Below are 25,629 nucleotides of genomic sequence, written 5' to 3'. Positions count from 1 at the left end.
GGGGTGGATCGCGTTCGGCCGTCCCGGGCAGGGTTCCTTCCCTGCCCTGCCCGGGAACGCGTCGATCAGGTCAGATAGCGGTAGGCGGGGGAACCCGGATCCAGGCGCTCGCCCTGGATCGGCGATTCGTCCATGCGCTTGAGCAGGGCCTCCAGGCCGTCCGGCGAACCCAGTTCGATGCCGACCAGCGCCGCACCGGTCTCCCGGTTGTTGCGCTTGACGTATTCGAACAGCGTGATGTCGTCATCGGGACCGAGGACCTCGTCCAGGAAGCGGCGCAGCGCGCCCGGCTCCTGCGGGAAGTCCACCAGGAAGTAGTGCTTGAGCCCCTGATGCACCAGCGACCGCTCGATGACCTCGCCGTAGCGGGAGACATCGTTGTTGCCGCCCGAGAGCAGGCAGACCACGGTGGTCCCCGGTTCGATATCGAGTTCGCGCAGGGCCGCGACCGACAGCGCGCCCGCGGGCTCGGCGACGATGCCCTCGTTCTGGTACAGCTCCAGCATGGTGGTGCAGATGGCGCCCTCGTCGACGTGCATCATGCGGAAAGAGCCTGCGCCACGGTTGGATTCGGTGGTGGTCAGTAAAGGCAGCGAGGCGTGCGAGCGCACCCGGCCGCCGAACCGCGAGACCGCGGTGAACGGCACCGCGCCGATGCGGCGCACCGCCGCGCCGTCCACGAACGGATCGATCTCGGGCAGCGTCACCGGGCCGCCCGCCACCAGCGCGGCGGTCATGGACGCGGCGCCCGAGGGCTCCACGCCGAGAATGGCCGTCTCCGGGGCGCGTTCGCGCAGATAGGTGCCGATACCGGCGAGGCAGCCACCGCCACCCACCGGCACCACCACCAGATCCGGTGCGCGGCCGAGCTGTTCGAGGATTTCGGCGGCAATGGTGCCCTGCCCGGCCGCGGTGCGCGGATCGTCGAACGGGTGCACGATGGTCGCCCCGGTGCGCTCCGCATCGGCCAGTGCGGCGGCGGCGGCCGCGTCGTAGGTGTCGCCGATGGCGATCAACTCCACGAATTCCCCGCCGTGCACGCGGATTCGATCGCGCTTCTGCTTGGGCGTGGTGGTCGGAACGTAGATGCGCCCCTTGATCCCCATCGCCTTGCACGCGAACGCCACACCCTGGGCGTGGTTCCCGGCGCTGGCCGCGACCACGCCGGCGGCGCGCTCCGCAGCGGTCAGCTGAACGATGAGGTTGTAGGCGCCGCGCAGCTTGTACGAGCGGACAGCGGTGAGATCCTCCCGCTTCAGGAAGACCTCGGCCCCGGTAGCCGCCGACAGCCGCGCATTCCTGACCAGCGGCGTCGGCTCGATAATGTCGGAAATTCGCTTGGCGGCGGCATCGATCTCGTCCGCGGTCAATTCAGGCAGCGGACCGGACACTTTCTCTGCTACAGCAAGCGGATCAGACACCCGCAACATGCTAGCCGGAAGCCGTCCGCGACCTGCGGGCGGAGCCGCCAAACGGGGCGATTCGCCCGGATCCGCGCGCGCGTGGGCCGTGGCGTGTTTCACAGCAGGCCGCCGAACTGGTCATTTGACTGTCAAGCACCCGGGGAGGCCGCGCCTCCGCTTTGCCCGGCCAGCAAATGCGCAGCTAGCTTCGATGGCGGTGTCGTCGCCCGCTACCCCTCATAGCGGGTGGCGGCGCCGCTTCTCGTCTACGCAATCCAGAAAGCCGACAACACCTGATGAATCTCCGTAAGCCCATTGCCGTTTCGCTCATCGCCGCGGCCCTCACCGCAGGCGTCGCCGCCGGCACCGCCGCCGCCGAGCCGCTCACCCTGGAGCCGGTCGCCACCAATCCGGACGCGCAGAACCACGATCCGGTCGCCAATGGCGCGGCCGCGGGCGCGGGCATCGGCGCCGGCATCGGCGCGGGCAGCGCGGCGCTGTCCGCGGTGCCGCTGGCCATCCTGGTCCCGGGCCTCGGCTCCGCCGTCGGCGCGGCCAATGTCGGCCTGGCGGCCCTCATCTACGGCGGCATCGGCGGCGGCCTGGGCGCGGCCACCGGCGCGATCGCCCCGGATGTCGTGCCGCAGGTCCTGCCCTGAGGCGAGCCCGCGTCGAGCGATGACCTCGAACAAGGAAAATGCCCCGGCCGCTGAGGTGGCCGGGGCATTTTCCATCGGCGCCGGATCCCGGGTGCGCGGGATGGGCGGCCGATCGCCGATCAGTCTCGGGGGGTGAGGACGAAGACCGGGATCACGCGGGTGGTCTTCTTGGTGTAGTTGTCGTAATCCGGCCAGACCTCGGCCGCGCGCTTCCACCACAGGTCCCGCTCGTCACCGGTGACCTCACGAGCGTCGTAGTCCTTCACGACCGCGCCGTCACGGAGCTCGACGTGCGGGTCGGCCTTGAGGTTCCAGTACCAGACGGGATGCTTCGGGGCACCGCCGAGCGAGGCGACGACGGCATACTCACCGTTGTGCTCGACGCGCATGAGCGCGGTCTTGCGCAGCTTCCCGGACTTCGCGCCGCGCGAGGTCATCAGGATGATCGGCTTGCCCTGCATGGTGTTGTGGGTCGCACCATTGGAATTCTCGTAACCCTCGGCCTGCTCGCGGGCCCAATCCAGCGTGCTGGGTTCGTACTCTCCGATTAGTGGCATGAATCGGCCAACAGCACGCGGTGTTGTTATGTTCCCGACAGAAAGTTCGGTGGACCGAACTTTCGGGCGTCGGGTAGCCTGACGACATGGCAGTGGTTCACCCAACGCAGGCGAAGCGGGCGCGCGCACGCGCGGCGACCGTGGATATCGCCGGGACCGCCTGGCCGGTGTACAAGCTCGAGGCGCTCGCCGCCGGGCTGGTGACCGCACTGCTGCTCGCGCTCATCACCGGATCCGTGCAGACCGCCGTGCTGGCGGCGGCGACCGTGGCGGCCCTGCGCTGGATCGCGGGCGCACTGCCGCCGGTGACCCGCCCGCACCTCTGACCGTTCCGGTCCCGCGAATTTTGCTCGAATAGCGGCCCGTCAGCCCGTGTGTCATGCGGGTTGGTCATGCATGTTCTCTATTACCGTTATCGACATGCGGTTGATCAGGCGGTTCAGACCGTTGTCACTAACCCTCCTATCGATCGGCGCCATGTCGATTTGCCTCCCGCAGGGTCACGCGGACGTCATCACGCTGCCGGCGCACGAGCAGACCTACCAATCGACATTCGGAAGCTTCACCGTCGGGCACGCCCCGGAGTACATCAACCGCATCCCGCCCCTGAACCAAATGGGCACCACCCGCGAGGCCCTCGTCACCACCGCCGCCTACGGCCGCATCAACGGCATGGCCGGCGGGACATTGAAAGTCGGCTATCACGTCGGCTGCGCGGTCACCATCGGCGCGGGCACCCTGGGCGCCACCCCCGACCTCCCCGTCGGCTTCACCCCCAGCGGTCCGGACGCCCACTTCAACCCCAACCCGGTCGCCACCCTCAACCTCAATGCCGGTGAGGTGAAAGAGGTTTCACTGGCGGAGAAGGAAGTCCCCCCGGGCATCACGGCGACCACCATCATCCGCGACTTCCACATAGTGGTGAACCAGTGCACCGGCCCGGTCACCATCCGCCAATACGTCTATCTGTACGCCAAGTCCGCGGAGGTCGACGACAGCGGCGCCGTATTCGGCGACCCAACGTGGTTGTAGACCTCCCCGTATAAGAGGCCCCCTCGCGGTACGGAGGGGGCCTCGCCCAGTTCCGGACCGGGCTAGCCCGCCAGGCAACCCGGGCCGAGCAGGGCCTTGAGGTCGCCCATGAGGGCCGAGGACGGCGAAACCCGGAGGTTGTCGGCGACTTTCAGCACCGTGGTGCGTTCGCGGGAGCCGACGTGGCGGATGTGCACGTTGGCGGTGCCGGGGTGGCTGCTCAGCACGCGCTTGAGGGCGCCGATCTTGTCGGGGGTGCACAGGCGGGTCGGGATGACGACCGACAGCGGCTTGTCCACGCCGATGGAGGAAAGATCCGGCACCACAAGGTCATTGGCGATCAGGGAGACGCGGTCGTCGCGGGCGGAGACGCGGGCCTTCACCAGGACGATGGCGTCCTCGGTGACGTCCATGCCGTAGACCGAGTACGACTGCGGGAAGAACAGGACCTCGATGCCACCGGAGAGGTCCTCGAGTTGCGCCGAGGCCCAGGGCAGGCCGTTCTTGTTCACGCGGCGGGTGACATTGGCGAAGATGCCGCCGATGGTGACCTGCGCGCCGTCCTTCACATCGCCTTCGAGAATGGCCGGGATCGGGGTGTCGGACTGCGCCGCCAGCACGTGCTCGACGCCGTTGAGGGGATGGCCGGACACGTAGAGGCCCAGCATCTCTCGCTCCAGGGCGAGCTTGTGCTTGGTCTCCCATTCCTCGTCGGGGACCTTCACATTGAAGACGCTGGCAATGGAATCGTCGCCGTCGTCGAGACCGCCGAAGAGGTCGAACTGGCCGATGGCCTCGGCCTTCTTGGTGGACATGACCGCGTCGATGGCATCGGAGTGCACCAGCATCAGGCCCTTGCGCGGATGCCCGAGCGAGTCGAAAGCCCCTGCCTTGATGAGGGATTCGGTGACCTTCTTGGTGCAGGCCACGGCATCGATCTTGTTCAGGTAGTCGGAGAAGTCGGTGAACTTCGACTTCTCCTTGCGCGCGGCGATAATCGAGGACACCACATTGGCGCCGACATTGCGGACCGCGCCCATGCCGAAGCGAATGTCATTGCCCACCGAGGCGAATTCGATCTCGGACTCGTTGACGTCGGGCGGCAGCACCTGGATGCCGAGGCGGCGGCAGTCGGCCAGATAGACGGCGGCCTTGTCCTTGTCGTCGCCGACGGAGGTGAGCAGACCGGCCATGTACTCGGCCGGATAGTTGGCCTTGAGGTACGCGGTCCAGAACGACACCAGACCGTAGCCGGCGGCATGCGATTTGTTGAACGCGTAACCGGCGAACGGGAGAATCGTGTCCCACAGCGCCTTGATGGCCGGCTTGGAGAAACCGTTCTCCAGCATGCCCTTCTCGAAGCCCTCGAATTCGGCTTCCAGGACCTCGGCCTTCTTCTTGCCCATGGCGCGACGCAGAATGTCGGCTCGGCCGAGGGAGTAGCCGGCGACCTTCTGCGCGATCTGCATGATCTGCTCCTGATACACGATCAGGCCGTAGGTATCGCGCAGGATCTCCTTCAGGGGCTCCTCGAGCTCCGGATGGATGGGTTTGACCTCTTGCCGCCCGTTCTTGCGGTCGGCGTAGTCGTTGTGCGCGTTCATGCCCATGGGACCGGGGCGGTACAGCGCGAGCACGGCCACGATGTCCTCGAAGCCGGTGGGGATCATGCGGCGCAGCAGATCGCGCATGGCGCCGCCGTCGAGCTGGAACACGCCGAGAGTGTCACCGCGCGCGAGCAATTCGTAGGTGGCGGGATCTTCCAGCGGCAGGGTGTCGAGATCGAGTTCGATACCGCGGTTGTTCTTGATATTGACCAGCGCGTCACCGATGACGGTGAGGTTGCGCAGGCCCAGGAAGTCCATCTTCAGCAGGCCGATGGCCTCGCAGGACGGGTAGTCCCAGCCGGTGATGATGGCCCCGTCCTGGGGCCGCTTCCACACCGGGATGGCATCGGTGAGCGGCTCACTCGACATGATGACCGCGCAGGCGTGCACGCCGGCATTGCGGATCAGGCCCTCGAGGCCGCGGGCGGTCTCGTAGATCTTGTTGACATCCGGGTTGGTATTGATGAGCTCCCGGACCTCGGCGGCCTCCTTGTACCGCTCGTGCTCGGGATCCATGATGCCCGAGAGCGGAATGTCCTTGGCCATGATCGGCGGCGGCAGCGCCTTGGAGATCTGGTCGGCGATGGCGAAACCGGGCTGGCCGAACTGGACGCGGGCCGAGTCCTTCAGCGCCGCCTTGGTTTTAATGGTGCCGAAGGTGATCACCTGCGCGACCCGGTCGTTGCCCCACTTCTCGGTGGCGTAGCGGACCATCTCGCCGCGGCGGCGATCGTCGAAGTCGATATCGATATCGGGCATGGAGACGCGTTCCGGGTTGAGGAAGCGCTCGAACAGCAGCCCGTGCGGGATGGGGTCGATATTGGTGATGCCCATGGCGTAGGCGACCAGCGAACCGGCCGCCGAACCACGGCCCGGGCCGACATTGATGCCGACCGAACGGGCGTAGGTGATGAGGTCGGCGACGATGAGGAAGTAGGCCGGGAAGCCCATTTCGTTGATGACGCCGATTTCGTAGTCGGCGCGGGTGAGGTATTCCTCCGGAACCCCATGGGGGAACCGGCGATCCAGGCCCTTCAAGACCTCGTGGCGCAACCAGCTGGCCTGGGTCTCGCCCTCGGGGACCGGGAAGATGGGCATGCGGTCGCGGTGGTTCCAGACATCGTCGTAGGACTGCACGCGCTCGCCGATGAGGACGGTGTTGTCGCAGGCGCCGGGGACTTCGGCGTCCCAGATGGCGCGCATCTCCTCGGCCGACTTGAGGTAGTAGCCGGAGCCGTCGAACTTGAAGCGCGTCGGGTCGGAGAGGGTCTTGCCGGTCTGCACGCACAGCAGCGCCTCGTGGTTGGCGGCGTCGTGCTCGTGGACGTAGTGGCAGTCATTGGTGGCCAGGGGCGGAATGCCCAGTTTCTTGCCGACCTCGAGCAGACCCTCGCGCACCCGGCGTTCGATGGACAGGCCGTGGTCCATGATCTCGAGGAAGAAGTTCTCCGGGCCGAAGATCTCCTGCCACTTGGCGGCGGCCTCCAGCGCCTCGCGCTCCTGGCCCAGGCGCAGGCGGGTCTGCACCTCGCCGGAGGGGCAGCCGGTGGTGGCGATGATGCCGGCGGCGTGCTCGGCGATGATCTCGGCGTCCATGCGCGCCCACTTGCCGAGCTGGCCTTCGATGGAGGCGAGGGAGGACAGCTTGAACAGATTCCGCAGACCCTGCGCGGTCTCGGCGACCATGGTCATGTGGGTGTAGGCGCCGGAACCGGAGACGTCATCGCTCTTCTGCGAGGGATCGCCCCACTGCACGCGCTTGGTGTTGAACCGGGAGTCCGGCGCGATGTAGGCCTCGATGCCGATGATCGGCTTGATGCCCTGCTTCTTGGCGGAGTTGTAGAACTCCGACGCGCCGTACATATTGCCGTGGTCGGTCATGCCCACCGCGGTCATCCCCAGGCGATTCGCCTCTTTGAACAGAGGCGTGATCTTCGCCGCGCCGTCGAGCATCGAGTACTCGGTGTGGTTGTGGAGATGAACGAATGATCCCGACGAGGCTGACACGCAGACATACTAAGCGCCCCCACCGACGGCTTCGGACGCCACGCGGAGGAGATCGAGAACGACGAGGTGGCCGGTCTGCGACAACGGCGTGCCGCCCCCGCGTGTCGTGGCGAATGTCACTGCGGCAACGGGCAGGTGATAATCCGGGGATGATCTGGTTGCCGCCCGGTGGCGCCGCCCGGAGGGCGGCGCCGTGAACGCGACCGCCGCCGCCATCCTCGTCACCGGGGTGCTCATCGCGGGCGCGCTGCTGGCCTGGCCGCGCACCCGCCGCACCGTGACCACGCCCGCCGAGCGGGCGGTGCACACCGCCTTGCAGACGGCCTCGCAGGCGGCCCGGCCGCTGCGGCGCGGGCTCACCGCGGATTCGGCGCGGGAGGCGGCGCCGCATCTGCGCGCGCTCACCGGGACGCTCGCCGTGGGCATCACCGATCCGGACGGCGACATGCTGGCTTGGGACGGACCGCATCCCGAGCTGACGGCATTGCTCGCCGATACCGCGCGGCGGGCCATGGCCAGTGGACGGCCGGTGCTGGTGTCCGGGCCGGGGAGCGACGGGTACACGCTGCTCGCGCAGCCGCTGGCCACCGAGTACAGCGGCATGATCGGGGCGCTGGGCGTGGTCACCGCGGATCAGCCGGGGCCGGGCATGCTCGGGGCCGTGGCGGAGGTGGCGCGATACGCCTGCGGGCAAATCGAATTGGCGGAGCTGGACGCCTCGCGGGCGCGGCTGGACCGCGCGGAGGTGCGGGCGCTGCGGGCGCAGATCAGCCCACATTTCATCTACAACGCGTTGAACACCATCGCGTCGTTCGTGCGGACCGATCCGGCGCGGGCGCGGGAGCTGATCCTCGATTTCGCCGACTTCACCCGGTATTCCTTCCGCGCCGCCGGGGAATTCACGGTCCTCGCGGACGAATTGAAGAACATCGACCGGTATCTGGCGCTGGAACGCGCGCGCTTCGGCGACTCCCTGCAGGTGCGGCTGCGGATCGCGCCCGAGGTGCTCGGGGTGGTGCTGCCGTTCCTGGCGCTGCAACCGCTCGTGGAGAACGCGGTGCGGCACGGGCTGGCCGCCAAGCCGAAGGGCGGGACGCTGACCATCGTGGCGGCCGACGAGGGCACCGACTGCGTCATCACCGTGGAGGACGACGGTGTCGGCATGGATCCCGAACTGCTGCGCTCCGGAGCGCTGGATTCCATCCAAACCGGCACCGGCCCAGCCACTTCCGGGGAATCGGCGCACGTGGGGCTGGCCAATGTGGACGACCGGCTGCGTGCGGCGTTCGGCGACGACTACGGGCTGATCGTCGACACCGCGCCCGGGGCGGGCACCAAGGTGAGCATGCGAATCCCCAAGTTCCGCGCGGGAATTCACGCCTGACATCGCGGGGCCTCACTGCCGCCGCCGATTTCCCGAGGCCGCGGGTCGGCGAGCGCGGCGCAGATCGCCGTCGTCACGAGCAGGCCGGTGACCGCGAGCGTGACTCGGAGCAGGCCGTCGGCGGAGGACGGCGCGGCGAAGTAGACGCTGCCCAGTCCGGCGATGGTCGTCACCGCGGTGAGCATCGGGCCGGTGGAGTCGAGCGCCGACAGCGCCGAAGCGTGCTGCGGCTGTACCAGTGTCGTGAGGTGCGCGATCAGCGGGCTGTACCCGGCCGCATGCCCGGCGCCCGCGATCAGCAGCAGCGGGGCGGCGACAAAGGGGTTCCAGTTTCCGTGAACGAGTAGGAGCACCAGCGTGATCGAGCCCGCGGCGAACAGGATCGGCCCCACCGTCGGCAGCGCCCGCTGCACGCGCTGCGGATACCGATTCCAGCTCAGGCTGAGCGTGCCGAACCCGACGGCGAACGGCGCGAACGCCAATCCCGCCTGCAGCGGCGAGAACTCAAGCGCCGACTGCAGGTGCAGGGTCAGAGTCAGGAGAAAGACGCTGTAACAGCCCATGATCAGGCAGCAGGCGATGAGGCCCGGCTTCACGCCCGGCGGCCGCAGCACCGCCGGATCCAGCACGGGATGCGGCGAATTCGTTTCGTAGCGAACGAATACCACCAGGAGCAGACCACCGCACACGAGCGAGATCCATGCCCACACAGGCCATCCGAATTCCCTGCCGAAGATGAGCGGGAGGGTGAACGCGGTCATGGCCACGGTCAGCAATGCCACGCCCGCCGGATCGAGGCGAACCCGCCCGTCCACCCGCGCGGGCGGCAGCATGCGCGCACCGACCGCCAGCACGACCACGCCGATCGGAATATTCAGCAGAAAGGCCGGCCGCCAACCGAGTCCGAACAGATCGGCGCCGACAACCAGCCCGCCGATCACCTGCCCCAGCGCGACCCCCAGCGCCAGCACCATGCTGTAGATCCCGATCACCCGCCGCCGCGCCGCCCCGTCCCAGTACAGCTGAATGAGCGAAAACACCTGCGGCATGAGCAATGCCGCGCCCACGGCCTGGGCGATCCGCGCGAGCACCAGCACGGTCGCGTTCGGCGCCACCCCGCACAGCAGCGACGCCGACGTGAACCACCCCAGGCCGATCAGGAAAACCCGCCGATGCCCGACGATGTCCCCGAGCCGCGCGCAGGTCACCAGCAGCACACCGGTGGTCAGCAGATATCCGGACACGATCAGCTGAATGGCCGCCCCGCTCGCCCCCAGTTCCTCCCGAATGGTCTGCGCCGCCACCGAAACGATCGAGCCGTCCATGGTCGCCATCAGCTGCCCGATGAGCAGCACGGCGAGAATCCACCCCCGGCGCATAGCCGAGTCCGTCGACGAAGTCAGTGCGATCATGCCCCGAGCATCGACCGCCCGCCCCCACCCGGTCTTGAACAAATATGCGCATCCGAACCTGTCGGTCCCCACCCCTAAACTCACCTGGTGCTGCACGCGCGAACGGTGATCACCAACCCCCACTTCGTGATCCGCGCCGTCGACTGCACCGACGACCACACCCGCTGGTCCCCCGCCGAAGCCCCGCCCGGCCCCCAAATCGTCCTGGTCCGCCGCGGCCACTTCCGCCTCGACTCCCGAGGCCGCCGCTTCACCGCCGACCCCACCACCGGCTATCTGCACCGCCCCGCCGAAGAACTCCGCTTCTCCCACCCCGCCGGCGGCGACACCTGCACCTCCATCACCTTCATCGACCACGCCCTCACCGAAGGCATAGCGTCCGCCCCCTCCCCCTCGATCCGCGTGGACCCGCACCTGGAGCTGGCCCACCGAATCCTCCTGCGCACCACCGCCGACCCCGACTTCGCCACCACCGAAGCCGTAATCCACCTCCTGACCCTGGCCCTCCGCGATCAGCCCGCCACCACCCCCGCCCCCGGCCGCGCCGATCTAGCGGCCCAGGCCCGCGAAGCAATCCTCGCCAACACCCCCGCGAGCGCCACCCTCGTCACCCTGGCCCGCCACCTGAACACCTCCCCCGCCCACCTGAGCCGCACCTTCCACCACCACATCGGCCTACCGATCTCCCGCTACCGCACCCGAGTCCGCATCAGCCAAGCCCTAACCCGCCTCGACCAAGGCGAATCCCACCTCGCCACCCTCGCCGCCGACCTCGGCTTCAGCGACCAGTCCCACCTCACCCGAGTCCTCCACCGCGAACTCGGCCACCCACCCGCCCGAATCCGCGCCCTCCTGAGTGAAACACCGCCGACCGGGAACTGATGGCGGGGGTTACTCGCGAAATGCCGCCACCAGTTCCCGGTCGAGGCCATTTCGGATTACTGGTGCGACGCGCGGCGGGCGGGCGGTTGTGGCGTTACGGCGCAACGGGTTCGCGTGGGGTTGGCGGGTGCGGTCGGGGTGGGGCGGTCACGACTTCCCGATTGTGGCGAAAGTGATTGGTGTGGCGGAAATCCACAGTGTGCGAGCGGTTCCGGGGAGGGTGGGGGATGACAAGATCGATCCATGTGGGGGGCGGGTTCGGTGTAGTATTTGGCGCAATTGAAAGACATTGCAGTGCATGTTTTTTGAGGTCTTGATCGGGACGCGGCTGTAGGGGGTACGCGGGCTAGGACTGAAGAACTCATCGAAGATGTCGTGGCGCAGGGGAATCTCGTCTACGCGGTGAGGGTGTGGACGGGGCGCGGGTCGATCGATGCTGAACTGCTTTGTATTGCGGAGTGCGCAGGTTGGGTCGGTCGGAGGCGCTGCGAAATCTGTTGGACCGAATGCCGCTCACACAAAGGGATCTCGAGTGTTCGACAATTACCCCGATCACCCCGCCGAGCTTTCCGCCACTCCCACGGATCTATCGCTGCTGCTACGCCAGCCTCCGCCCGGCGCGCCCACCGATGTCGTGCGCCTGCACGACACCGACGGATTCCTGCTGTGGGCGGAGGTGCCGCCCATCCTGGTGATGGGCAGTTCCGGCGGGGCGGGCACCACCACCACGGCCCTGGGCGTGGCGTCCGCCGTCGCCTCCGATTACGAGGAGCGGTCGCCGATCGTCGTCGATGCCAGCGCCACCGGCGGCGATCTGGCCCGGCGGGGGTGCGACAAGATCGACCCGGCGGGCACCGTGCAGACCTGGCTCAATATGGGGCCGCGGGGGCTGGCGCCCTCGGTATTGGACAGTTGCGGTGAGAACAGTTCCAGCTTCGGCGTGCTGCCGCGCGGTCCGGAGGCGCTGCCGCGGCGCGAGAGCTACTCCTCGGTGCATCGCGACCTCTCCGCGGCGGGCTGCCTGCCCATCTACGACGGCGGCTCCCCCGTCACCAATCGCATGGTCACTCCCCTCCTCTCGGATCCCCGGATCGCCCTGGTGATCACGCTCGCCGCCCGCCCGGACGCGGTGAACCGGCTCAAGCCCGCGCTCATCTGGCTCGATGACAACTTCGGCGAACACCACTTGGCGGACGCGCTCATCGTCGTCACCCGCCAGCATCCGACCGACGGCCCCGGCGTCGCCCAGCACGCCCGCACCTACCTGGGCAAATACGTGCGGGCCGTGACCGAGATCCCCTACGACACCCATCTGGCCGAAGGCGGCCCCATCACCTGGACCCAGTTGTCGCCGCCCACCCGCCTCGCCTACCGCAAGATCATCAACCTGTTGCGCTGAACCGCTCGGGTCTCGTCGCACGCGAGGGCCGAGGTCGACTGTCTGGTTTGCACCGTACGATGGATCAGTTGTGACTCAGACCACCGACAGGGAGCCGGGCGTGCTGCGCGTGTTGGCCGTGGATGACGAGAAGCCGGCCTTGGATGAGCTGGTCTATTTGCTGCGGGCGCAGAGTGAGGTCGGGGAGATATACGCGGCGGGGGATGCCACGGCGGCGCTGCGGGAGTTGCGGGCGCACGCGGTGGATGCCGTGTTCTTGGATATCAATATGCCGGGGCTGGACGGGATGGAGCTGGCCGGGATCCTCTCGGAGTTCGCGAATCCGCCCGCGGTCGTGTTCGTGACGGCCCATGACGACAAAGCGGTGGCCGCATTCGATCTCGGCGCCGTGGACTATCTGCTGAAGCCGCTGCGGGAAGCGCGATTGGCGGAAGCGGTGCGGCGAATCGCCGTCGGCCGGAACGCGCCCCCGCCCGAGACGGCCCGGACGGATCCGAACGAGGTCATTCCGGTGGAACTCGGCGGGGTGACGACCCTGGTGGATCGCGCCGCGGTCAGCTGGGTCGAGGCCGATGGCGACTACGCGCGACTGCACACCGGTTCCGGCTCGCATCTGGTGCGAATTCCCTTGTCGGAACTGGAGAACCGGTGGCGGGAGGCCGGTTTCGTGCGCGTGCACCGCTCCTATCTGGTCGCCCTGCGGCAGGTGACCGGATTGCGCACGGTGGGCACCGGGACCGTGGTGTGCCTACGCGCCGAAGGGGATTCGCCGGCGGTGGAGCTCCCGGTGGCCCGCCGGCAGGTGAAGGAACTCAAGCAGCGGCTGGTCCCCAATCCGCCGCGGAACCGGACGCCGCGGTGAGTGCGGAACGACCCCGTGCCCGCGAGCGGGTCGTCCTCGCGGAACGGCGCGGCGCGCGCATGGTGCGCACCCGGGTGGAGGTGGCCGAACAGACCGAGGTCGGAGCCGTGCTGATCGGCGGCCTGATCCGCGCGCAGTTCGGGCTGGCGGTGCGGCTCGCGGTGGTGACGGTCATGGTGCTGGGGGCGCTGCCCTTGCTGTTCTCGACCGGCCTGGGGTCCGCCGAGGTGGCGGGAGTGCGGGTGCCGTGGGTGCTGCTCGGGGTGGCGGCCTATCCCCTGTTGTTCGGCATCGGCCGGATCTATGTCCGGCTCTCCGATCGCAATGAACACGATTTCGGCGAATTGACCGGTGACTGAGGTGGATTCGCCGACCATGCCGGGAATCACCTTGGCGGCGCTGTTGCTGGCGGCGATCGCCAGCGTGGGCATCGCCGTCTACGGCGTGCGGCTGGCCCGGACCACCTCGGATTTCCTGGTGGCCTCCCGCAGTGTGGGCGCGGGCTGGAATGCCGCAGCCATTTCGGGTGAATACCTTTCGGCGGCTTCGTTTCTCGGCGTCGCCGGGCTGATCGCCAAGTACGGCGCGGACGCCCTCTGGTATCCGGTGGGATTCACCGCGGGATATCTCGGACTGCTGTTGTTCGTGGCCGCGCCATTGCGCCGCTCGGGCGCCTACACCGTTCCCGACTTCGCCGAATTCCGGCTCGGCTCACTGCGTTTGCGGCGATTGTCGGCCCTCACCGTGGTGCTCATCTGCGCGGTGTATTTGATTCCGCAGTTCCAGGGCGCGGGCCTGACCCTGCGGATTCTGCTCGGCGTCCCGGGCTGGGTGGGCGCGGTCGCGGTGGCCGCCATTGTGATCGGCACCGTCGCCAGCGGCGGCATGCGCTCGATCACCTTCGTGCAGGCCTTCCAGTACTGGCTGAAATTGACCGCCGTCGCACTACCCGCACTGGTGCTGGCCGCGCATTTCCTGCACGGTGATCGCGTCTTCGATACGACGGAACTCTCCGCCGCGGGCGCCGATTGGCTGACCCCGGGCGGCGGGCTGGGCGGCCCGCACCCCATGTTCCAGGTGTATTCGCTCATTGCCGCGACCTTCTTGGGCACCATGGGATTACCGCATGTGCTGGTGCGCTTCTACACGAATCCCGATGGGCGCGCGGCCCGTTCGACCGCGGTCACGGTGATCGGCCTGGTCGGCCTGTTCTACCTGTTCCCCACCCTGCTGGGCGTGTTCGCGCGGCTGTACGTACCCGGCCTGGTGAGCGCGGACAAGTCCGATGCGGCGGTCCTACTGCTGCCGGGCTCGGTCCTCGACGGCCTGCCGGGACAGCTGCTGGGCGCGCTGGTCGCGGCCGGCGCCATCGCGGCCTTCCTGTCGACCTCCTCCGGCCTGCTGGTCAGCATTGCCGGCGTGGTCAGCACCGATATCCTGCGCGGCCGCATCCGCGACTTCCGGGTGGCCGCGCTGGTGTCCGGCGCTGTGCCGCTGGGACTCTCGTTCGCGGTGGCCTCCCTGGACCTGTCCCGCACGGTCGGCCTGGCCTTCGCCGTCGCCGCCTCGACGCTGTGCCCGCTGCTGGTGCTGGGCATCTGGTGGCGCGGCCTCACCGCACGCGGCGCGGCGGCCGGATTGCTGGCGGGCGGGCTCACCGCGGGCACCGCCACCGTGGTCTCGGTCTCCGGCGGCGTCCCCGCACATCTGGCCGGCGGCTGGCTCGCGGCCGTGCTCGGCTATCCGGCGGCGGTCAGCGTGCCGCTGTCCTTCCTCACGATGATCGTGGTCAGCAAGCTGAGCACCGGCCAGTCCGCGCGCGAGGTCGCCCGCATCTTCGTGCGCATGCACGCCCCCGAGGGCCTGGGCCTGGGCGCGGACCGCGAACCCGGCTTACGCCAGGCCGGACCGCTCACCGCGCCGAAGCGACCGTTCACCGCACAGCCGGGCACCTTCGCCGAGTGACCCGCGCCACATCATGTTTCCGTCACACGGTCCTCGCTAACGTCCGGGGTACGTAAGCCACGTCACACGCTAGGACCCCTCGATGAGCAGCACCGATCTCGGCAAGAACCCGCCGAGTCCGCCCACGGCAGCGGAATTCACCGCCGTACAGGCCAGCCCGGAGTTCCAGGAACTGCGACACCGGTTGCGCCGCTTCGTCTTCCCCATGACCGCCCTGTTCCTGGCCTGGTACTTGGTGTACGTGCTGCTGGGCGCCTACGCGCACGACTTCATGGCGAACAAGGTGGTCGGGAACATCAATGTCGGGCTGCTGCTGGGCCTGGCCCAGTTCGTCTCGACCTTCGTCATCACCGGCCTGTACGTGCGATTCGCCAACCGGGAACTCGACCCGCGCGCCGCCGCCATTCGCGAGCACATGGAGGGCACGCACGCATGAGCACCAGCTATCTCGCCGCCGCGGCCGTCGGCAATCCGGCCGCCAATATCGGCATCTTCGCGCTGTTCGTGGCCGTGACCATGGTCATCGTCATCCGCGCCAGCCGCAGCAATGCCACCGCCGCCGACTTCTTCACCGGTGGCCGCGGCTTCTCCGGACCGCAGAACGGCGTCGCCATCGCGGGCGACTATCTGTCCGCGGCAAGCTTTCTCGGCATTGCCGGCGCCATCGCGGTGTACGGCTACGACGGGTTCCTGTACTCCATCGGATTCCTCGTCGCCTGGCTGGTAGCGCTGCTGCTGGTGGCCGAAATGCTGCGCAACACCGGCAAATTCACCATGGCCGATGTGCTGAGCTTCCGGCTCAAGCAGGGCCCGGTGCGCGCGGCCGCCGCGCTCACCACGCTCACCGTGTGCCTGTTCTATCTGCTGGCGCAGATGGCGGGCGCGGGCGGTCTGGTCGCCTTGCTGCTGAATGTCAGCGACAAGACCGGGCAGGCGGTCGTGATCGCCGTGGTCGGCGTCCTCATGATTCTGTACGTGCTGGTCGGCGGCATGAAGGGCACCACCTGGGTGCAGATCATCAAGGCCGTGCTGCTGATCGCCGGCGCGGGCATCATGACCGTCATGGTGCTGGCCAAGTACGGCTTCAACCTGTCCGACATCCTGGGTTCGGCACAGCGATTCGTGTCGGAGTCGACGAACAAGACTGTCGCGCAGCGTGATGTGCTGGCCCCGGGTGCGCAGTACGGCGGCACCTCCATGTCCAAGCTGAACTTCCTGTCGCTGGGCCTGGCCCTGGTGCTGGGCACCGCCGGTCTGCCGCACGTGCTCATGCGCTTCTACACGGTGCCGACCGCCAAGGAAGCCCGCCGCTCGGTGGTGTGGGCCATCGGCCTGATCGGCGCCTTCTACCTGTTCACCCTGGTGCTCGGCTACGGCGCGGCCGCCATCGTCGGCCCGGACCGCATTCTGGCCGCGGCGGGCGGGCAGAACTCCGCGGCCCCGCTGCTGGCCTTCGAGCTCGGCGGCGTGGTGCTGCTGGGCGTCATCTCCGCGGTGGCCTTCGCGACCATCCTCGCGGTGGTGGCCGGCCTGACCATCACCGCCTCGACCTCCTTCGCGCACGACATCTACGCCGGAGTCATCAAGCGCGGCAAGGCCGGTGAGAACGAGCAGGTGCGGGTGTCCCGCATCACCGCCATCGTGATCGGCATTCTCGCCATCGGCCTGGGCATCCTGGCCAATGGGCAGAACATCGCCTTCCTGGTGGCGCTGGCCTTCGCGGTCGCGGCGGCGGCGAATCTGCCGACCATCCTGTACTCGCTGTTCTGGAAGCGCTTCAACACCACCGGCGCGCTGTGGAGCATGTACGGCGGCCTGATCTCGACCATTGTCCTGATCGTCTTCTCCCCCGCCGTGTCCGGTTCCAAGACGGCCATGCTGTCCAGCATGGACTTCGACTGGTTCCCGCTGTCCAACCCGGGCATCGTGTCCATTCCGCTGGCCTTCGTGCTCGGCATTGCCGGCACCTTCCTCGGCAAGAGCGACGAGGATCCGGCCAAGGCGGCCGAGATGGAGGTTCGCTCCCTCACCGGTGTCGGCGCCGAAAAGGCTGTCGCGCACTGATTCCGCGCCCCGGAACGCCCCCCGATTCGATTAGGAGATTTTCGCAGTGACCATGACGACCCAGCCCGACGAGACCACGACCGGCGAGCGCGTGCCCGTGGCCTACCCGCCGAGCGAAGAGTTTGTGGCGCAGGCGAATGCCGGATCGTCGCTGTACGACGCGGCGGCTTCGGATCGGGAGGCGTTCTGGGCCGAACAGGCCCGGCGGCTGCACTGGCACCGGCCCTTCACCGAGGTGCTGGACTGGTCCGAAGCCCCCGTGGCGCGCTGGTTCGGCGACGGCAAGCTCAATGTGGCCTACAACTGCGTGGACCGCCACGTCCTCGACGGGCACGGCGATCAGGTGGCCATCCATTGGGAGGGCGAGCCGGGCGATTCCCGGACCATCACCTACCGCGATCTGCTGGCCGAGGTGTCAAGGGCCGCAAACCAGTTCACGGCTCTGGGGTTGACGGCGGGTGATCGCGTCGCGATCTATATGCCGATGATTCCCGAGGCGATCGTCGCCATGCTGGCGTGCGCACGCCTGGGGCTCGTGCACTCGGTGGTCTTCGCCGGCTTTTCGGCGAGTGCGCTGCGCCAGCGGGTGGACGATGCCGAGGCCCGGCTGGTCATCACCACCGACGGCCAGTGGCGGCGCGGCAAGCCCGCGCCTTTGAAGGAGGCCGTCGACGAAGCCCTTGCCGCCGACGGTGATTCGACCGTCGAACACGTGCTCGTGGTGCGCCGCACCGGCATCGACACCCCGATGACCGAGGGCCGCGACCTGTGGTGGCACGACACCGTGGCCAATGCCTCCGATCAGCATGAGGCGCAGGCGTTCGACGCCGAGCATCCGCTGTTCATCCTCTACACCTCCGGCACCACCGGGAAGCCGAAGGGCATTCTGCACACCTCGGGTGGCTATCTGACCCAGGCGTCGTACACCCATCACACTGTGTTCGATCACAAGCCGGGGCAGGACGTGTACTGGTGCACCGCCGATATCGGCTGGGTCACCGGGCACTCCTACATCGTGTACGGCCCGCTCGCCAACCGCGCCACCGAAGTGGTCTACGAGGGCACCCCGAATTTCCCCGACGAGCACCGGCACTGGCAGATCGTCGAAAAGTACAGCGTCAGCATCTATTACACCGCTCCGACACTGGTGCGCACGTTCATGAAGTGGGGTCGCGAGATCCCGGACGCCCACGATCTGTCCTCGCTGCGGCTGCTGGGTTCGGTGGGCGAGCCGATCAACCCGGAGGCCTGGCGCTGGTACCGGGATGTGGTGGGCGGCAACAAGACCCCCATCGTGGACACCTGGTGGCAGACCGAGACCGGCGCCATCATGATCTCCCCGCTGCCCGGCGTCACCGCGACCAAGCCCGGCGCGGCCATGACCCCGCTGCCCGGCATCTCCGCCCGCATCGTCGACGAGGACGGCAATGACCTGGGCGACCGCAATGCCGACGGACTGCTCGTCCTCGACCAGCCGTGGCCGTCCATGGCCCGCGGCATCTGGGGTGATCCCGACCGCTTCCGCGAAACCTATTGGGCGCGATTCGCCGCCACCGGCTGGTATTTCGCCGGTGATGGCGCGCGCCTCGACGCCGAGGGCGATCTCTGGGTCATGGGCCGCGTGGACGATGTCATGAATGTGTCGGGCCACCGCATTTCCACCGCCGAGGTGGAGTCGGCGCTGGTCGGTCACTCCGGGGTGGCCGAGGCCGCCGTGGTCGGCGCCTCCGACGACACCACCGGTCAGGGCATTGTCGCCTTCGTCATCCTGACCGCAGAGGCAGAGAACACCGGCGAAGCGCTGATCGCCGACCTGAAGGCCGAGGTCTCCCGCGAGATCAGCCCGATCGCCCGGCCCCGCGAGATCCATATCGTCCCCGAGCTCCCCAAGACCCGCTCCGGCAAGATCATGCGCCGCCTGCTGCGCGACGTCGCCGAGGGCCGCGAACTCGGCGACACCTCGACCCTGGTCGACCCCAACGTCTTCGAGGCCATCCGCGCCGACAAGAAGTAGTACCCGCACCGCAGTAAGTAGGACCACGCCGCAGGCAAAGACCACGACGCCGAAGGCGAGGCGGACCCGGCCGCAATGAGGGGGCCGGGTCCGAATACTCCCGCGGTCACCTTTTCGCTCCGCCTTCCGTCAATGAATCAGAACACCGATTCAGACGGAAGGAGCGAGCACAATGAGCAAGATCGAAGTACACGGCGCCGTCGCGGACGGATTCGAGTCCGTCCGTGCGGAATTCGCAGCCGTGGTGGCCGAGGAGGACGGCGAGTCCGGCGCCCAGCTGGCCGCGTTCGTGCGCGGACGGCAAGTCGTCGATCTCTGGGCCGGACCGGAGATCACCGGTGACACGCTGACGGGCCTGCACTCGTCGACCAAGGGCGCGTCCGCTCTGGTGGTGGCGCTGCTGATCCAGGAGGGCGTCCTCGATATCGACCGCCCCGTCGCCGACTTCTGGCCGGCGTTCGCCGCGGCGGGCAAGGCCGGCATCACCGTGCGGGACGTGCTGGTGCACCGGTCGGGACTCATCGGCGCCGACGGCGGATTCAGCCGCGCCGAGTTCGCCGACGACCGGGTCATCGCGGCACGGGTGGCGGGCCAGCGGCCCTATTTCGCGCCCCGCACCGTGCACGGCTACGGCGGCTTCGTCACCTACGCCATTGTCGGCGAGGTGATCCACCGGATCACCGGCTCGACCATCCAGGAGATCTTCGAGGAGCGCATTCGCGCGCCGTACAACCTGGACGTGTACCTGGGCCTGCCGGAGGAGCTGGATCACCGCTACCTGGAGATCCTGCCGTGGCGGGCGACGCCGGAGATGGAGGCGGCGTTCGCGGCGAATTCGCCCAACCCGCACAGCATTCCGGGCATCTCCTACAACCTCAACTACCGCGGGTTCACCCCCGCCGATGTGATGGCCGTGCCGAACAATCCGGCGGTGCGCCGGCTCGGCCAGGCCTCGGGCGGCGGCGTCGGCAGCGCCAATGGCCTGGCCACCATGTACGCCGCGGCCATCTCCGGCATCGACGGCGGCGAGCCGCTGTTGAAGCTGGACACCATTGTCGAGGTGGCCATGATCCACTCCGGCGGAAAGGATCTGGTGCGCGGCGAGGACGCGCCCTACTGCGTGGGCTTCGAGGCGAAGGGCCTGATGTACCCGTTCCTGGGTGTGCACGCCTTCGGCCACACCGGCTCCGCCGGTTCGGACGGCTTCGCCGATCCGCACAGCGGCCTCACCTACGGCTACACCCGCCGCCGGGCCGCCTTCGCCTTCCATGCCCCGGAGAACAAGCGGCTGGCCGCCGTGCTGCATCGCGCGGCCACCGAAATCAACGCTCACTGAGGAGAATTCATCATGACCCTGCGTATGACCAACCCGTTCTACCTGCTGCCCGAAGCGGGCACGGCGATTCCGAAGGCCCTCGAGAAGGCCGTCTTCAGCGCCGACATTCCCAAGTCGACCCTGGCCATCGCCGCCATGCGGGCCAGCCAGATCAATGGCGGCACCGCCTGCCTGTGGGCCGAGGTGCAGCTGGCGAAGAAGGAGGGTATTACCGACGACCAGATCGCCACCGTGGCCGCCTGGCGGAACGCGCCGTACTTCACCGACGCCGAACGCGCCGCGCTGGCCTTCGCCGAAGCCATCACCGGCATGGCGCACAGCGGCGGCGCCATGGTCTCCGACGAGCTGTGGGACGAGCTCTCGCGTCATTACGACGAGAAGCAGCGGGCGGCGCTGACGCTCTGGCTCGCCGGCGGCACCATGTTCAATATCGTCAACAATGTGGTCCGCGAGCCCGCCGGGCAGATCTGGGACAACAGCGAAGCGGGCGACTCGTGAGCGCCCGGTCGCGGGCGCTCACGGCGGCCCGGTGGATTCCGGGCACGGTGCTGCTGGCCGAGACCGCGGTGGGGTCGTACTGGGATTTCTCGCGGATCTCCTATGTGCGGGATGTGTTCGACCGCCTGGGATATCCGATGTACTTCGCCACCATCCTGGGTGCGGCCAAGGCGGCGGCCATCGCCGCGCTGGTCACGCCGGGACATCCCCGCACCAAGGAATGGGCCTACGCCGGACTGGTTTTCGTCTACGGCGGCGCGGCCGTCTCGCATATCGCGGTGGGCGACAAGCCCGACAAGTGGGCCACGCCACTGTTTTCCGACGCCCCCGCGCTGCCCGCCGCCAACTTCAACACCCCGGGCCCGCGGTAGGGGGGGGGGGAGGGGGGGGGGGGGTATGCGGCCCGCCCCCGCGCTCGACCGCATCCGGCACCATTCATGATCGACAGACGACGTCCGAGAGGGAGACACGTGAACGAGCTCGAGTTCCTGGCCGACCGGTTCGAGGACCACCGCGATCATCTGAGCGCCGTGGCGTACCGGATGCTCGGCTCGCTCACCGAGGCCGAGGACGCGGTGCAGGAGGCGTGGCTGCGGCTGGCCGGGACCGACGCGGATGCCATCGACAATCTGGGCGGCTGGCTCACCACCGTCGTCAGCCGGGTCTGCCTGGATGTGCTGCGCTCGCGCCGCTCTCATCCGGAGGAATCACTGGAGGCGCAGCAGCTGCCCGATCCGGTCATCACCCGTGACAGCGAGGCGAATCCGGAACAGCAAGCGCTGCTGGCCGATTCGGTCGGCATGGCGCTGCTGGTGGTGCTCGAATCGCTGAGCCCGGCGCAGCGCCTGGCCTTCGTGCTGCACGATATGTTCGCCCTGCCCTTCGATCAGATCGCCCCGATCGTCGATCGCACGCCGCAGACCGCGAAGAAGCTGGCCAGCCAGGCGCGCCGCCGCGTCCAGGGCGAGGTGCCGGTGCCCGATACCGACCGGGCCCGGCAGCGCCGGGTCGTGGACGCCTTCCTGGCCGCGGCGCGCGACGGCGATTTCCATGCCCTGGTCTCGATTCTCGATCCGGAAGTGGTGCTGCGCGCCGACGCCGGCGCCGCCCTGCCGGGTGGTCTGCAGGTGCTGCGCGGCGCGGCCACGGTGGCCGGGCAGGCCGAGACCTTCCAGCGCATGGCACTGCTCTGCACCACCCACCCGGTGCTGGTCAACGGCCTCTCCGGTCTGGTCAACACCGCCGCGGACGGCGCGGTGGTCTCGATCATGAGCTTCACCGTCGCCGGCGACCGGATCGCCGCCATCGACCTGCTCGCCGACTCGGACCGCCTCGCCCGCCTCGATCTCGCCGCCATCCTCGACTGACCGCGAAATCTCCTGTGCCCACGGGCGGAACGGCTAGGGCTCGCCGGTGAGATAGCGCTGCACCGTGGGGCCCAGCCAATCGATGAGTTCCCCGGTGGTCATGGCGACCACCGGCGGGACGCGTAAGACGAAGCGGCACAGCGCCACTCCGAGCAGCTGGGTGCCGACCAGGCCCGCCCGCGTCGCCGCCTCCGCCGGATCGATGCCGCGCGCCAGGATCATCGGCACCACCTGGCCCGCGAAGATGGCGCGCATCTTCTCCGCCGCACCCTCATTGGTGACCGCCGCGCGCAGCAGCGCGGCGAGGGTCTCGTCGGATTCCCAGCGCTGGATGGCGAAGGTGACCAGGGCGTGTCCGAGTCCGTCCTTCGGAACCTCGGCGAAATCCGGTAGCGCCAGGTCGAATTCGGCCGCCAGTGCGAAGAGCTTGTCCTTGGAGCCGTAGTAGCGCATGACCATGGCCGGATCGATGCCGGCGTCGGCGGCAATGGCCCGGATGGTGGCGCGGTCGTAGCCGTCGCGGGCGAAGCGTTCGCGGGCGGCGGTCAGGATCGCGGCGCGGGTCGCATCGGACCTTCTGGTTCGTTCCGCAGTCATGTCAACGAGTGTAGGCCAACATGTGTTGACCAAACAGGACGGGGCGCTTACAGTTGTCAACAAGCGTTGGCCAACACCAGTTGACCTGATCGAAAAGCTTGGAGCACATTATGATTCCGGAAAAGACCGATGTCCTGGTTATCGGTGGCGGACCTACCGGACTCCTGCTCGCGGGGGATCTCGCCCGGGCCGGGGTGGCCGTCACCCTGGTGGAGAAGCACGCCCACGGCTCCGACCTCACCCGCGCCTTCGGCGTGCACGCCCGCACCCTGGAACAGCTGGACGCGCGCGGCATCGCCGAAGAAGTGCTCGCGGGCGGCGCCACCATCGACAAGCTGCGGCTGTTCGACCACGCCGAGGTCGATCTGGGCAAGCTCCTCGACAGCCGCTTCCCCTACCTGCTCATCACCCCGCAGACCCATGTGGAGGACGTACTCCGCAAGCGCGCACTGGAATTGGGCGCCAACCTGGTGACCGCCGCCGAGTTGATCACCTTCACCGACACCGGCGACGGCGTGGACGCACAAGTGCGGCACGACGATTCGACGCACACCGTGCGGGCGCAGTACCTGGTCGGCGCGGACGGCTACCACAGCCGCGTGCGCGAGACCCTGGGCCTGGAGTTCCCCGGCAAGTCGGTGCTGAAGTCCATCATGCTGGCCGATGTGCGGCTGAGCGAACCGCCCACCGATGTCCTCGCGGTCAATGGCGTCGGCGACGCCTTCGCCTTCGTGGCCCCCTTCGGCGACGGCTGGTTCCGCATCTTCGCCTGGAACCGCCGCAACCAGCTGCCCGATACCGAGCCGGTCACCCTCGAGGAGCTGCGCGAGGTCGTACAACGCGCCCTCGGAACCGATTTCGGCATGCACGACCCGCGCTGGCTCTCGCGCTTCCACAGCGACGAACGCCAGGTCGAGCACTACCGGGTGGGCCGAGTCTTCCTGGCCGGCGATGCGGCGCACGTGCACTCCCCCGCCGGCGGCCAGGGCATGAACACCGGCCTGCAGGACGCCGCCAACCTCGGCTGGAAACTCGCCGCCGCCGTACAGGGCTGGGCCCCCGACGGCCTGCTCGACACCTACCACGCCGAACGCCACCCGGTCGGCCAGGAGGTCCTGCGCAGCAGCGGCGCCATCATCCGCGGCGCCATGCTGGAATCCAAGATCGGCCAGCTGGTCCGCAATACCCTTGCCGGCGGCGCACTCTCGCTGCCGCCGATCGCGCACAAGATCGCCGGATCCATCTCGGGCATCGGCTTCACCTACCCGCACCCGCACGGCGCCAACCACCTGGTCGGCACCCGAGCCACCGATATCGCCCTCACCGGCGACACCGGCCGCCTCTACGAGGCCCTGCGCGACGGCACCTTCGTCCTGGTGACGCCCACCCCGGTGGCGGTGAACGGTCAAGGCGAGCGGGTCCGAGTCGCCGTCGCCGCCGACCCGGATCAGCGGCCCATGCTGGTCCGGCCCGACGGCTACATCGCCTGGGTCGGCGCTCGCGGCCAGGCCGATCTCGATGCGGCCCTGGCGGATTGGGTCCACCCGGCCTAGGCCGCGCGGGGCGCCCATCGCTCACACCGCTGCCGGGCCGCCGCGGAGCTGGTGAACCAGTTCCGCGGCGGCCGCGGACGTGTGCAGCCAGGCGCGGAGGTCCATCAGATCCGGGTAGACGGCGCGCAGGCCGGGGATGTCGATGGAATCGTCCGGGTGGGAGTTGAAGAACTCGAACATCTTCGCCACTTGCTCGTCGAAGGCACGGACCTGTTCGATGGGAACCTGATTGCTGCGAGCGGGCAAACCGGCTGCGGCGCCGAAGAGTTCGGCGATCTGCGGGGGCAGCAGCCGATCACCGGCAATGCCGAGAGTGCGGCCCCGATAGTCACCGGGCCGGTCGAAGGCCAGGGCGGCGAAGGCTCCGATGTCGTCGGTGGAGATGAGGTTCACCGGGACATCCGCTCGGACAGCGAGATTCACCAGCAACTGCCCGTCGGGGGCGACCATGGGGCGGTTGAACGCGGCGAAGTTCTCCATGAAGAACACCGGCCGCAGCACGGTGGCGGGCAGGCCCAGAGTCGCGATGCGCTCCTCGAGCAGCTCCTTGGCGCTGTAGTAGGGCACGCCGGAGTCCTGACCCGCACCCTGCAGCGAGCTGTACACCAGGTGCTCGATGCCGACCTCGGCGGCGACTTCGAGAGCCGCTGCGCCGCGGCGCTTCTCGGCGGCGATGCCCTCCTCGGTGATATTGACCCCGGACATCATGGTGAGCATCAGGAAAACGCCGTAGGAGTCCTTCATCGCGCGGTGCACCGAATCGATGTCGTCGAGGTCGCCGGTGACGAGGGTGGCTCCGGCGGCGCGCAGTGCCTGTGCCGCCGCGGATTCCGGATTGCGAACGAAGGCGTTGACCTCCCGGCCGCGGGCCAGGAGATGGTGGGCGACGGCGCGGCCCTGCTGGCCGGTCGGGCCGATTACCAAGATCGGCCCTTTGGTGGTACTCATTGTGAATTCTCCTCGTGTGGTGGTGATTTCGTTCGATCACCTGCTGAGAAGAACGCTACGGAGCCCGACGGCCCCGGTCCTGG

At 68.3% G+C, this 25,629-nt stretch carries 23 protein-coding genes; 17 read left to right on the top strand and 6 right to left on the bottom strand.

What is annotated here, in order from left to right:
* Positions 1-65: 65 nt before the first annotated feature.
* On the bottom strand, positions 66-1,430 hold the full coding sequence (ilvA, locus tag ACFVIV_RS31200) for a threonine ammonia-lyase IlvA (RefSeq protein WP_379202485.1): 1,365 nt from the start codon (positions 1,428-1,430) through the stop codon (positions 66-68).
* A 269-nt stretch (positions 1,431-1,699) separates the two neighbouring features.
* Here ilvA and ACFVIV_RS31195 point away from each other — a divergent pair, with 269 nt between their 5' ends.
* A complete protein-coding gene (locus ACFVIV_RS31195; RefSeq protein ID WP_379202483.1) occupies positions 1,700-2,062 on the top strand; it encodes a hypothetical protein in 363 nt (120 codons plus the stop codon).
* A gap of 119 nt (positions 2,063-2,181) precedes the next feature.
* On the opposite strand, the gene ACFVIV_RS31190 is transcribed toward ACFVIV_RS31195, so the two are convergent.
* On the bottom strand, positions 2,182-2,619 hold the full coding sequence (locus ACFVIV_RS31190) for a nitroreductase family deazaflavin-dependent oxidoreductase (protein ID WP_379202481.1): 438 nt from the start codon (positions 2,617-2,619) through the stop codon (positions 2,182-2,184).
* Between the two features lie 86 nt (positions 2,620-2,705).
* Here ACFVIV_RS31190 and ACFVIV_RS31185 point away from each other — a divergent pair, with 86 nt between their 5' ends.
* Together ACFVIV_RS31185 and ACFVIV_RS31180 are read left to right on the top strand one after the other, a co-directional pair.
* On the top strand, positions 2,706-2,945 hold the full coding sequence (locus tag ACFVIV_RS31185) for a hypothetical protein (protein ID WP_379202479.1): 240 nt from the start codon (positions 2,706-2,708) through the stop codon (positions 2,943-2,945).
* A gap of 151 nt (positions 2,946-3,096) precedes the next feature.
* Positions 3,097-3,651 carry an MspA family porin gene (locus tag ACFVIV_RS31180; protein WP_379202477.1) on the top strand — a complete coding sequence of 185 codons (555 nt, stop codon included), beginning with the start codon at positions 3,097-3,099 and terminating at the stop codon, positions 3,649-3,651.
* A gap of 62 nt (positions 3,652-3,713) precedes the next feature.
* Here ACFVIV_RS31180 and dnaE read toward each other — a convergent pair whose 3' ends face one another.
* Positions 3,714-7,265 (bottom strand): DNA polymerase III subunit alpha, encoded by a 3,552-nt coding sequence (gene dnaE, locus ACFVIV_RS31175; RefSeq protein ID WP_379202475.1) that lies wholly within the window; start codon positions 7,263-7,265, stop codon positions 3,714-3,716.
* A gap of 193 nt (positions 7,266-7,458) precedes the next feature.
* Here dnaE and ACFVIV_RS31170 point away from each other — a divergent pair, with 193 nt between their 5' ends.
* On the top strand, positions 7,459-8,649 hold the full coding sequence (locus ACFVIV_RS31170) for a histidine kinase (protein WP_379202473.1): 1,191 nt from the start codon (positions 7,459-7,461) through the stop codon (positions 8,647-8,649).
* On the opposite strand, the gene ACFVIV_RS31165 is transcribed toward ACFVIV_RS31170, so the two are convergent.
* Entirely contained in the window at positions 8,640-10,157 is a 1,518-nt protein-coding gene (locus tag ACFVIV_RS31165; protein WP_379202471.1) for an MFS transporter, read from the bottom strand. The genes ACFVIV_RS31170 and ACFVIV_RS31165 overlap by 10 nt on opposite strands.
* On the opposite strand from ACFVIV_RS31165, the gene ACFVIV_RS31160 reads away from it, so the two are divergent.
* From ACFVIV_RS31160 to ACFVIV_RS31105, 12 genes are all read left to right on the top strand, one after another.
* A complete protein-coding gene (locus tag ACFVIV_RS31160; protein WP_379202469.1) occupies positions 10,149-10,943 on the top strand; it encodes a helix-turn-helix domain-containing protein in 795 nt (264 codons plus the stop codon). The two genes, ACFVIV_RS31165 and ACFVIV_RS31160, sit on opposite strands and share 9 nt — an antisense overlap.
* Positions 10,944-11,475: 532 nt before the next feature.
* Positions 11,476-12,342, top strand: a complete 867-nt coding sequence (locus ACFVIV_RS31155) for a MinD/ParA family protein (protein WP_379202467.1) — start codon at positions 11,476-11,478, stop codon at positions 12,340-12,342.
* Positions 12,343-12,412: 70 nt separating this feature from the next.
* A complete protein-coding gene (locus tag ACFVIV_RS31150) occupies positions 12,413-13,204 on the top strand; it encodes a LytR/AlgR family response regulator transcription factor (protein ID WP_379202466.1) in 792 nt (263 codons plus the stop codon).
* Between the two features lie 59 nt (positions 13,205-13,263).
* Entirely contained in the window at positions 13,264-13,563 is a 300-nt protein-coding gene (locus tag ACFVIV_RS31145) for a hypothetical protein (protein ID WP_067545833.1), read from the top strand.
* A 16-nt stretch (positions 13,564-13,579) separates the two neighbouring features.
* On the top strand, positions 13,580-15,169 hold the full coding sequence (locus ACFVIV_RS31140) for a cation acetate symporter (RefSeq protein ID WP_379202529.1): 1,590 nt from the start codon (positions 13,580-13,582) through the stop codon (positions 15,167-15,169).
* Positions 15,170-15,251: 82 nt separating this feature from the next.
* Positions 15,252-15,605 carry a DUF485 domain-containing protein gene (locus ACFVIV_RS31135; protein ID WP_379202464.1) on the top strand — a complete coding sequence of 118 codons (354 nt, stop codon included), beginning with the start codon at positions 15,252-15,254 and terminating at the stop codon, positions 15,603-15,605.
* A complete protein-coding gene (locus ACFVIV_RS31130) occupies positions 15,602-17,233 on the top strand; it encodes a cation acetate symporter (RefSeq protein WP_379202462.1) in 1,632 nt (543 codons plus the stop codon). The genes ACFVIV_RS31135 and ACFVIV_RS31130 overlap by 4 nt, the downstream gene beginning before the upstream one ends.
* 52 nt (positions 17,234-17,285) lie before the next feature.
* On the top strand, positions 17,286-19,247 hold the full coding sequence (acs, locus tag ACFVIV_RS31125) for an acetate--CoA ligase (protein ID WP_379202527.1): 1,962 nt from the start codon (positions 17,286-17,288) through the stop codon (positions 19,245-19,247).
* Between the two features lie 172 nt (positions 19,248-19,419).
* The gene (locus ACFVIV_RS31120; RefSeq protein WP_379202460.1) at positions 19,420-20,583 is read left to right on the top strand and encodes a serine hydrolase domain-containing protein; all 1,164 of its coding nucleotides are present in this window, start codon (positions 19,420-19,422) and stop codon (positions 20,581-20,583) included.
* Positions 20,584-20,595: 12 nt separating this feature from the next.
* Positions 20,596-21,081 (top strand): carboxymuconolactone decarboxylase family protein, encoded by a 486-nt coding sequence (locus ACFVIV_RS31115; protein ID WP_379202458.1) that lies wholly within the window; start codon positions 20,596-20,598, stop codon positions 21,079-21,081.
* The gene (locus ACFVIV_RS31110; protein WP_379202456.1) at positions 21,078-21,452 is read left to right on the top strand and encodes a DoxX family protein; all 375 of its coding nucleotides are present in this window, start codon (positions 21,078-21,080) and stop codon (positions 21,450-21,452) included. Before ACFVIV_RS31115 ends, ACFVIV_RS31110 begins: the two co-directional genes overlap by 4 nt.
* 99 nt (positions 21,453-21,551) lie before the next feature.
* A complete protein-coding gene (locus ACFVIV_RS31105) occupies positions 21,552-22,448 on the top strand; it encodes a sigma-70 family RNA polymerase sigma factor (protein ID WP_379202454.1) in 897 nt (298 codons plus the stop codon).
* 33 nt (positions 22,449-22,481) lie between these two features.
* On the opposite strand, the gene ACFVIV_RS31100 is transcribed toward ACFVIV_RS31105, so the two are convergent.
* Positions 22,482-23,045, bottom strand: a complete 564-nt coding sequence (locus ACFVIV_RS31100) for a TetR family transcriptional regulator (protein WP_379202452.1) — start codon at positions 23,043-23,045, stop codon at positions 22,482-22,484.
* A 110-nt stretch (positions 23,046-23,155) separates the two neighbouring features.
* Here ACFVIV_RS31100 and ACFVIV_RS31095 point away from each other — a divergent pair, with 110 nt between their 5' ends.
* Positions 23,156-24,598, top strand: a complete 1,443-nt coding sequence (locus ACFVIV_RS31095) for an FAD-dependent monooxygenase (protein WP_379202450.1) — start codon at positions 23,156-23,158, stop codon at positions 24,596-24,598.
* Positions 24,599-24,619: 21 nt separating this feature from the next.
* On the opposite strand, the gene ACFVIV_RS31090 is transcribed toward ACFVIV_RS31095, so the two are convergent.
* Positions 24,620-25,546 (bottom strand): NmrA/HSCARG family protein, encoded by a 927-nt coding sequence (locus ACFVIV_RS31090; protein WP_379202448.1) that lies wholly within the window; start codon positions 25,544-25,546, stop codon positions 24,620-24,622.
* Positions 25,547-25,629 lie beyond the last annotated feature (83 nt).

This window comes from Nocardia sp. NPDC127526 (genome assembly GCF_042672265.1).
Taxonomy (GTDB): Bacteria; Actinomycetota; Actinomycetes; order Mycobacteriales; family Mycobacteriaceae; genus Nocardia.
Note: the sequence above shows the minus strand (reverse complement) of the source record. Positions and strands in the feature narration are given on the sequence as shown.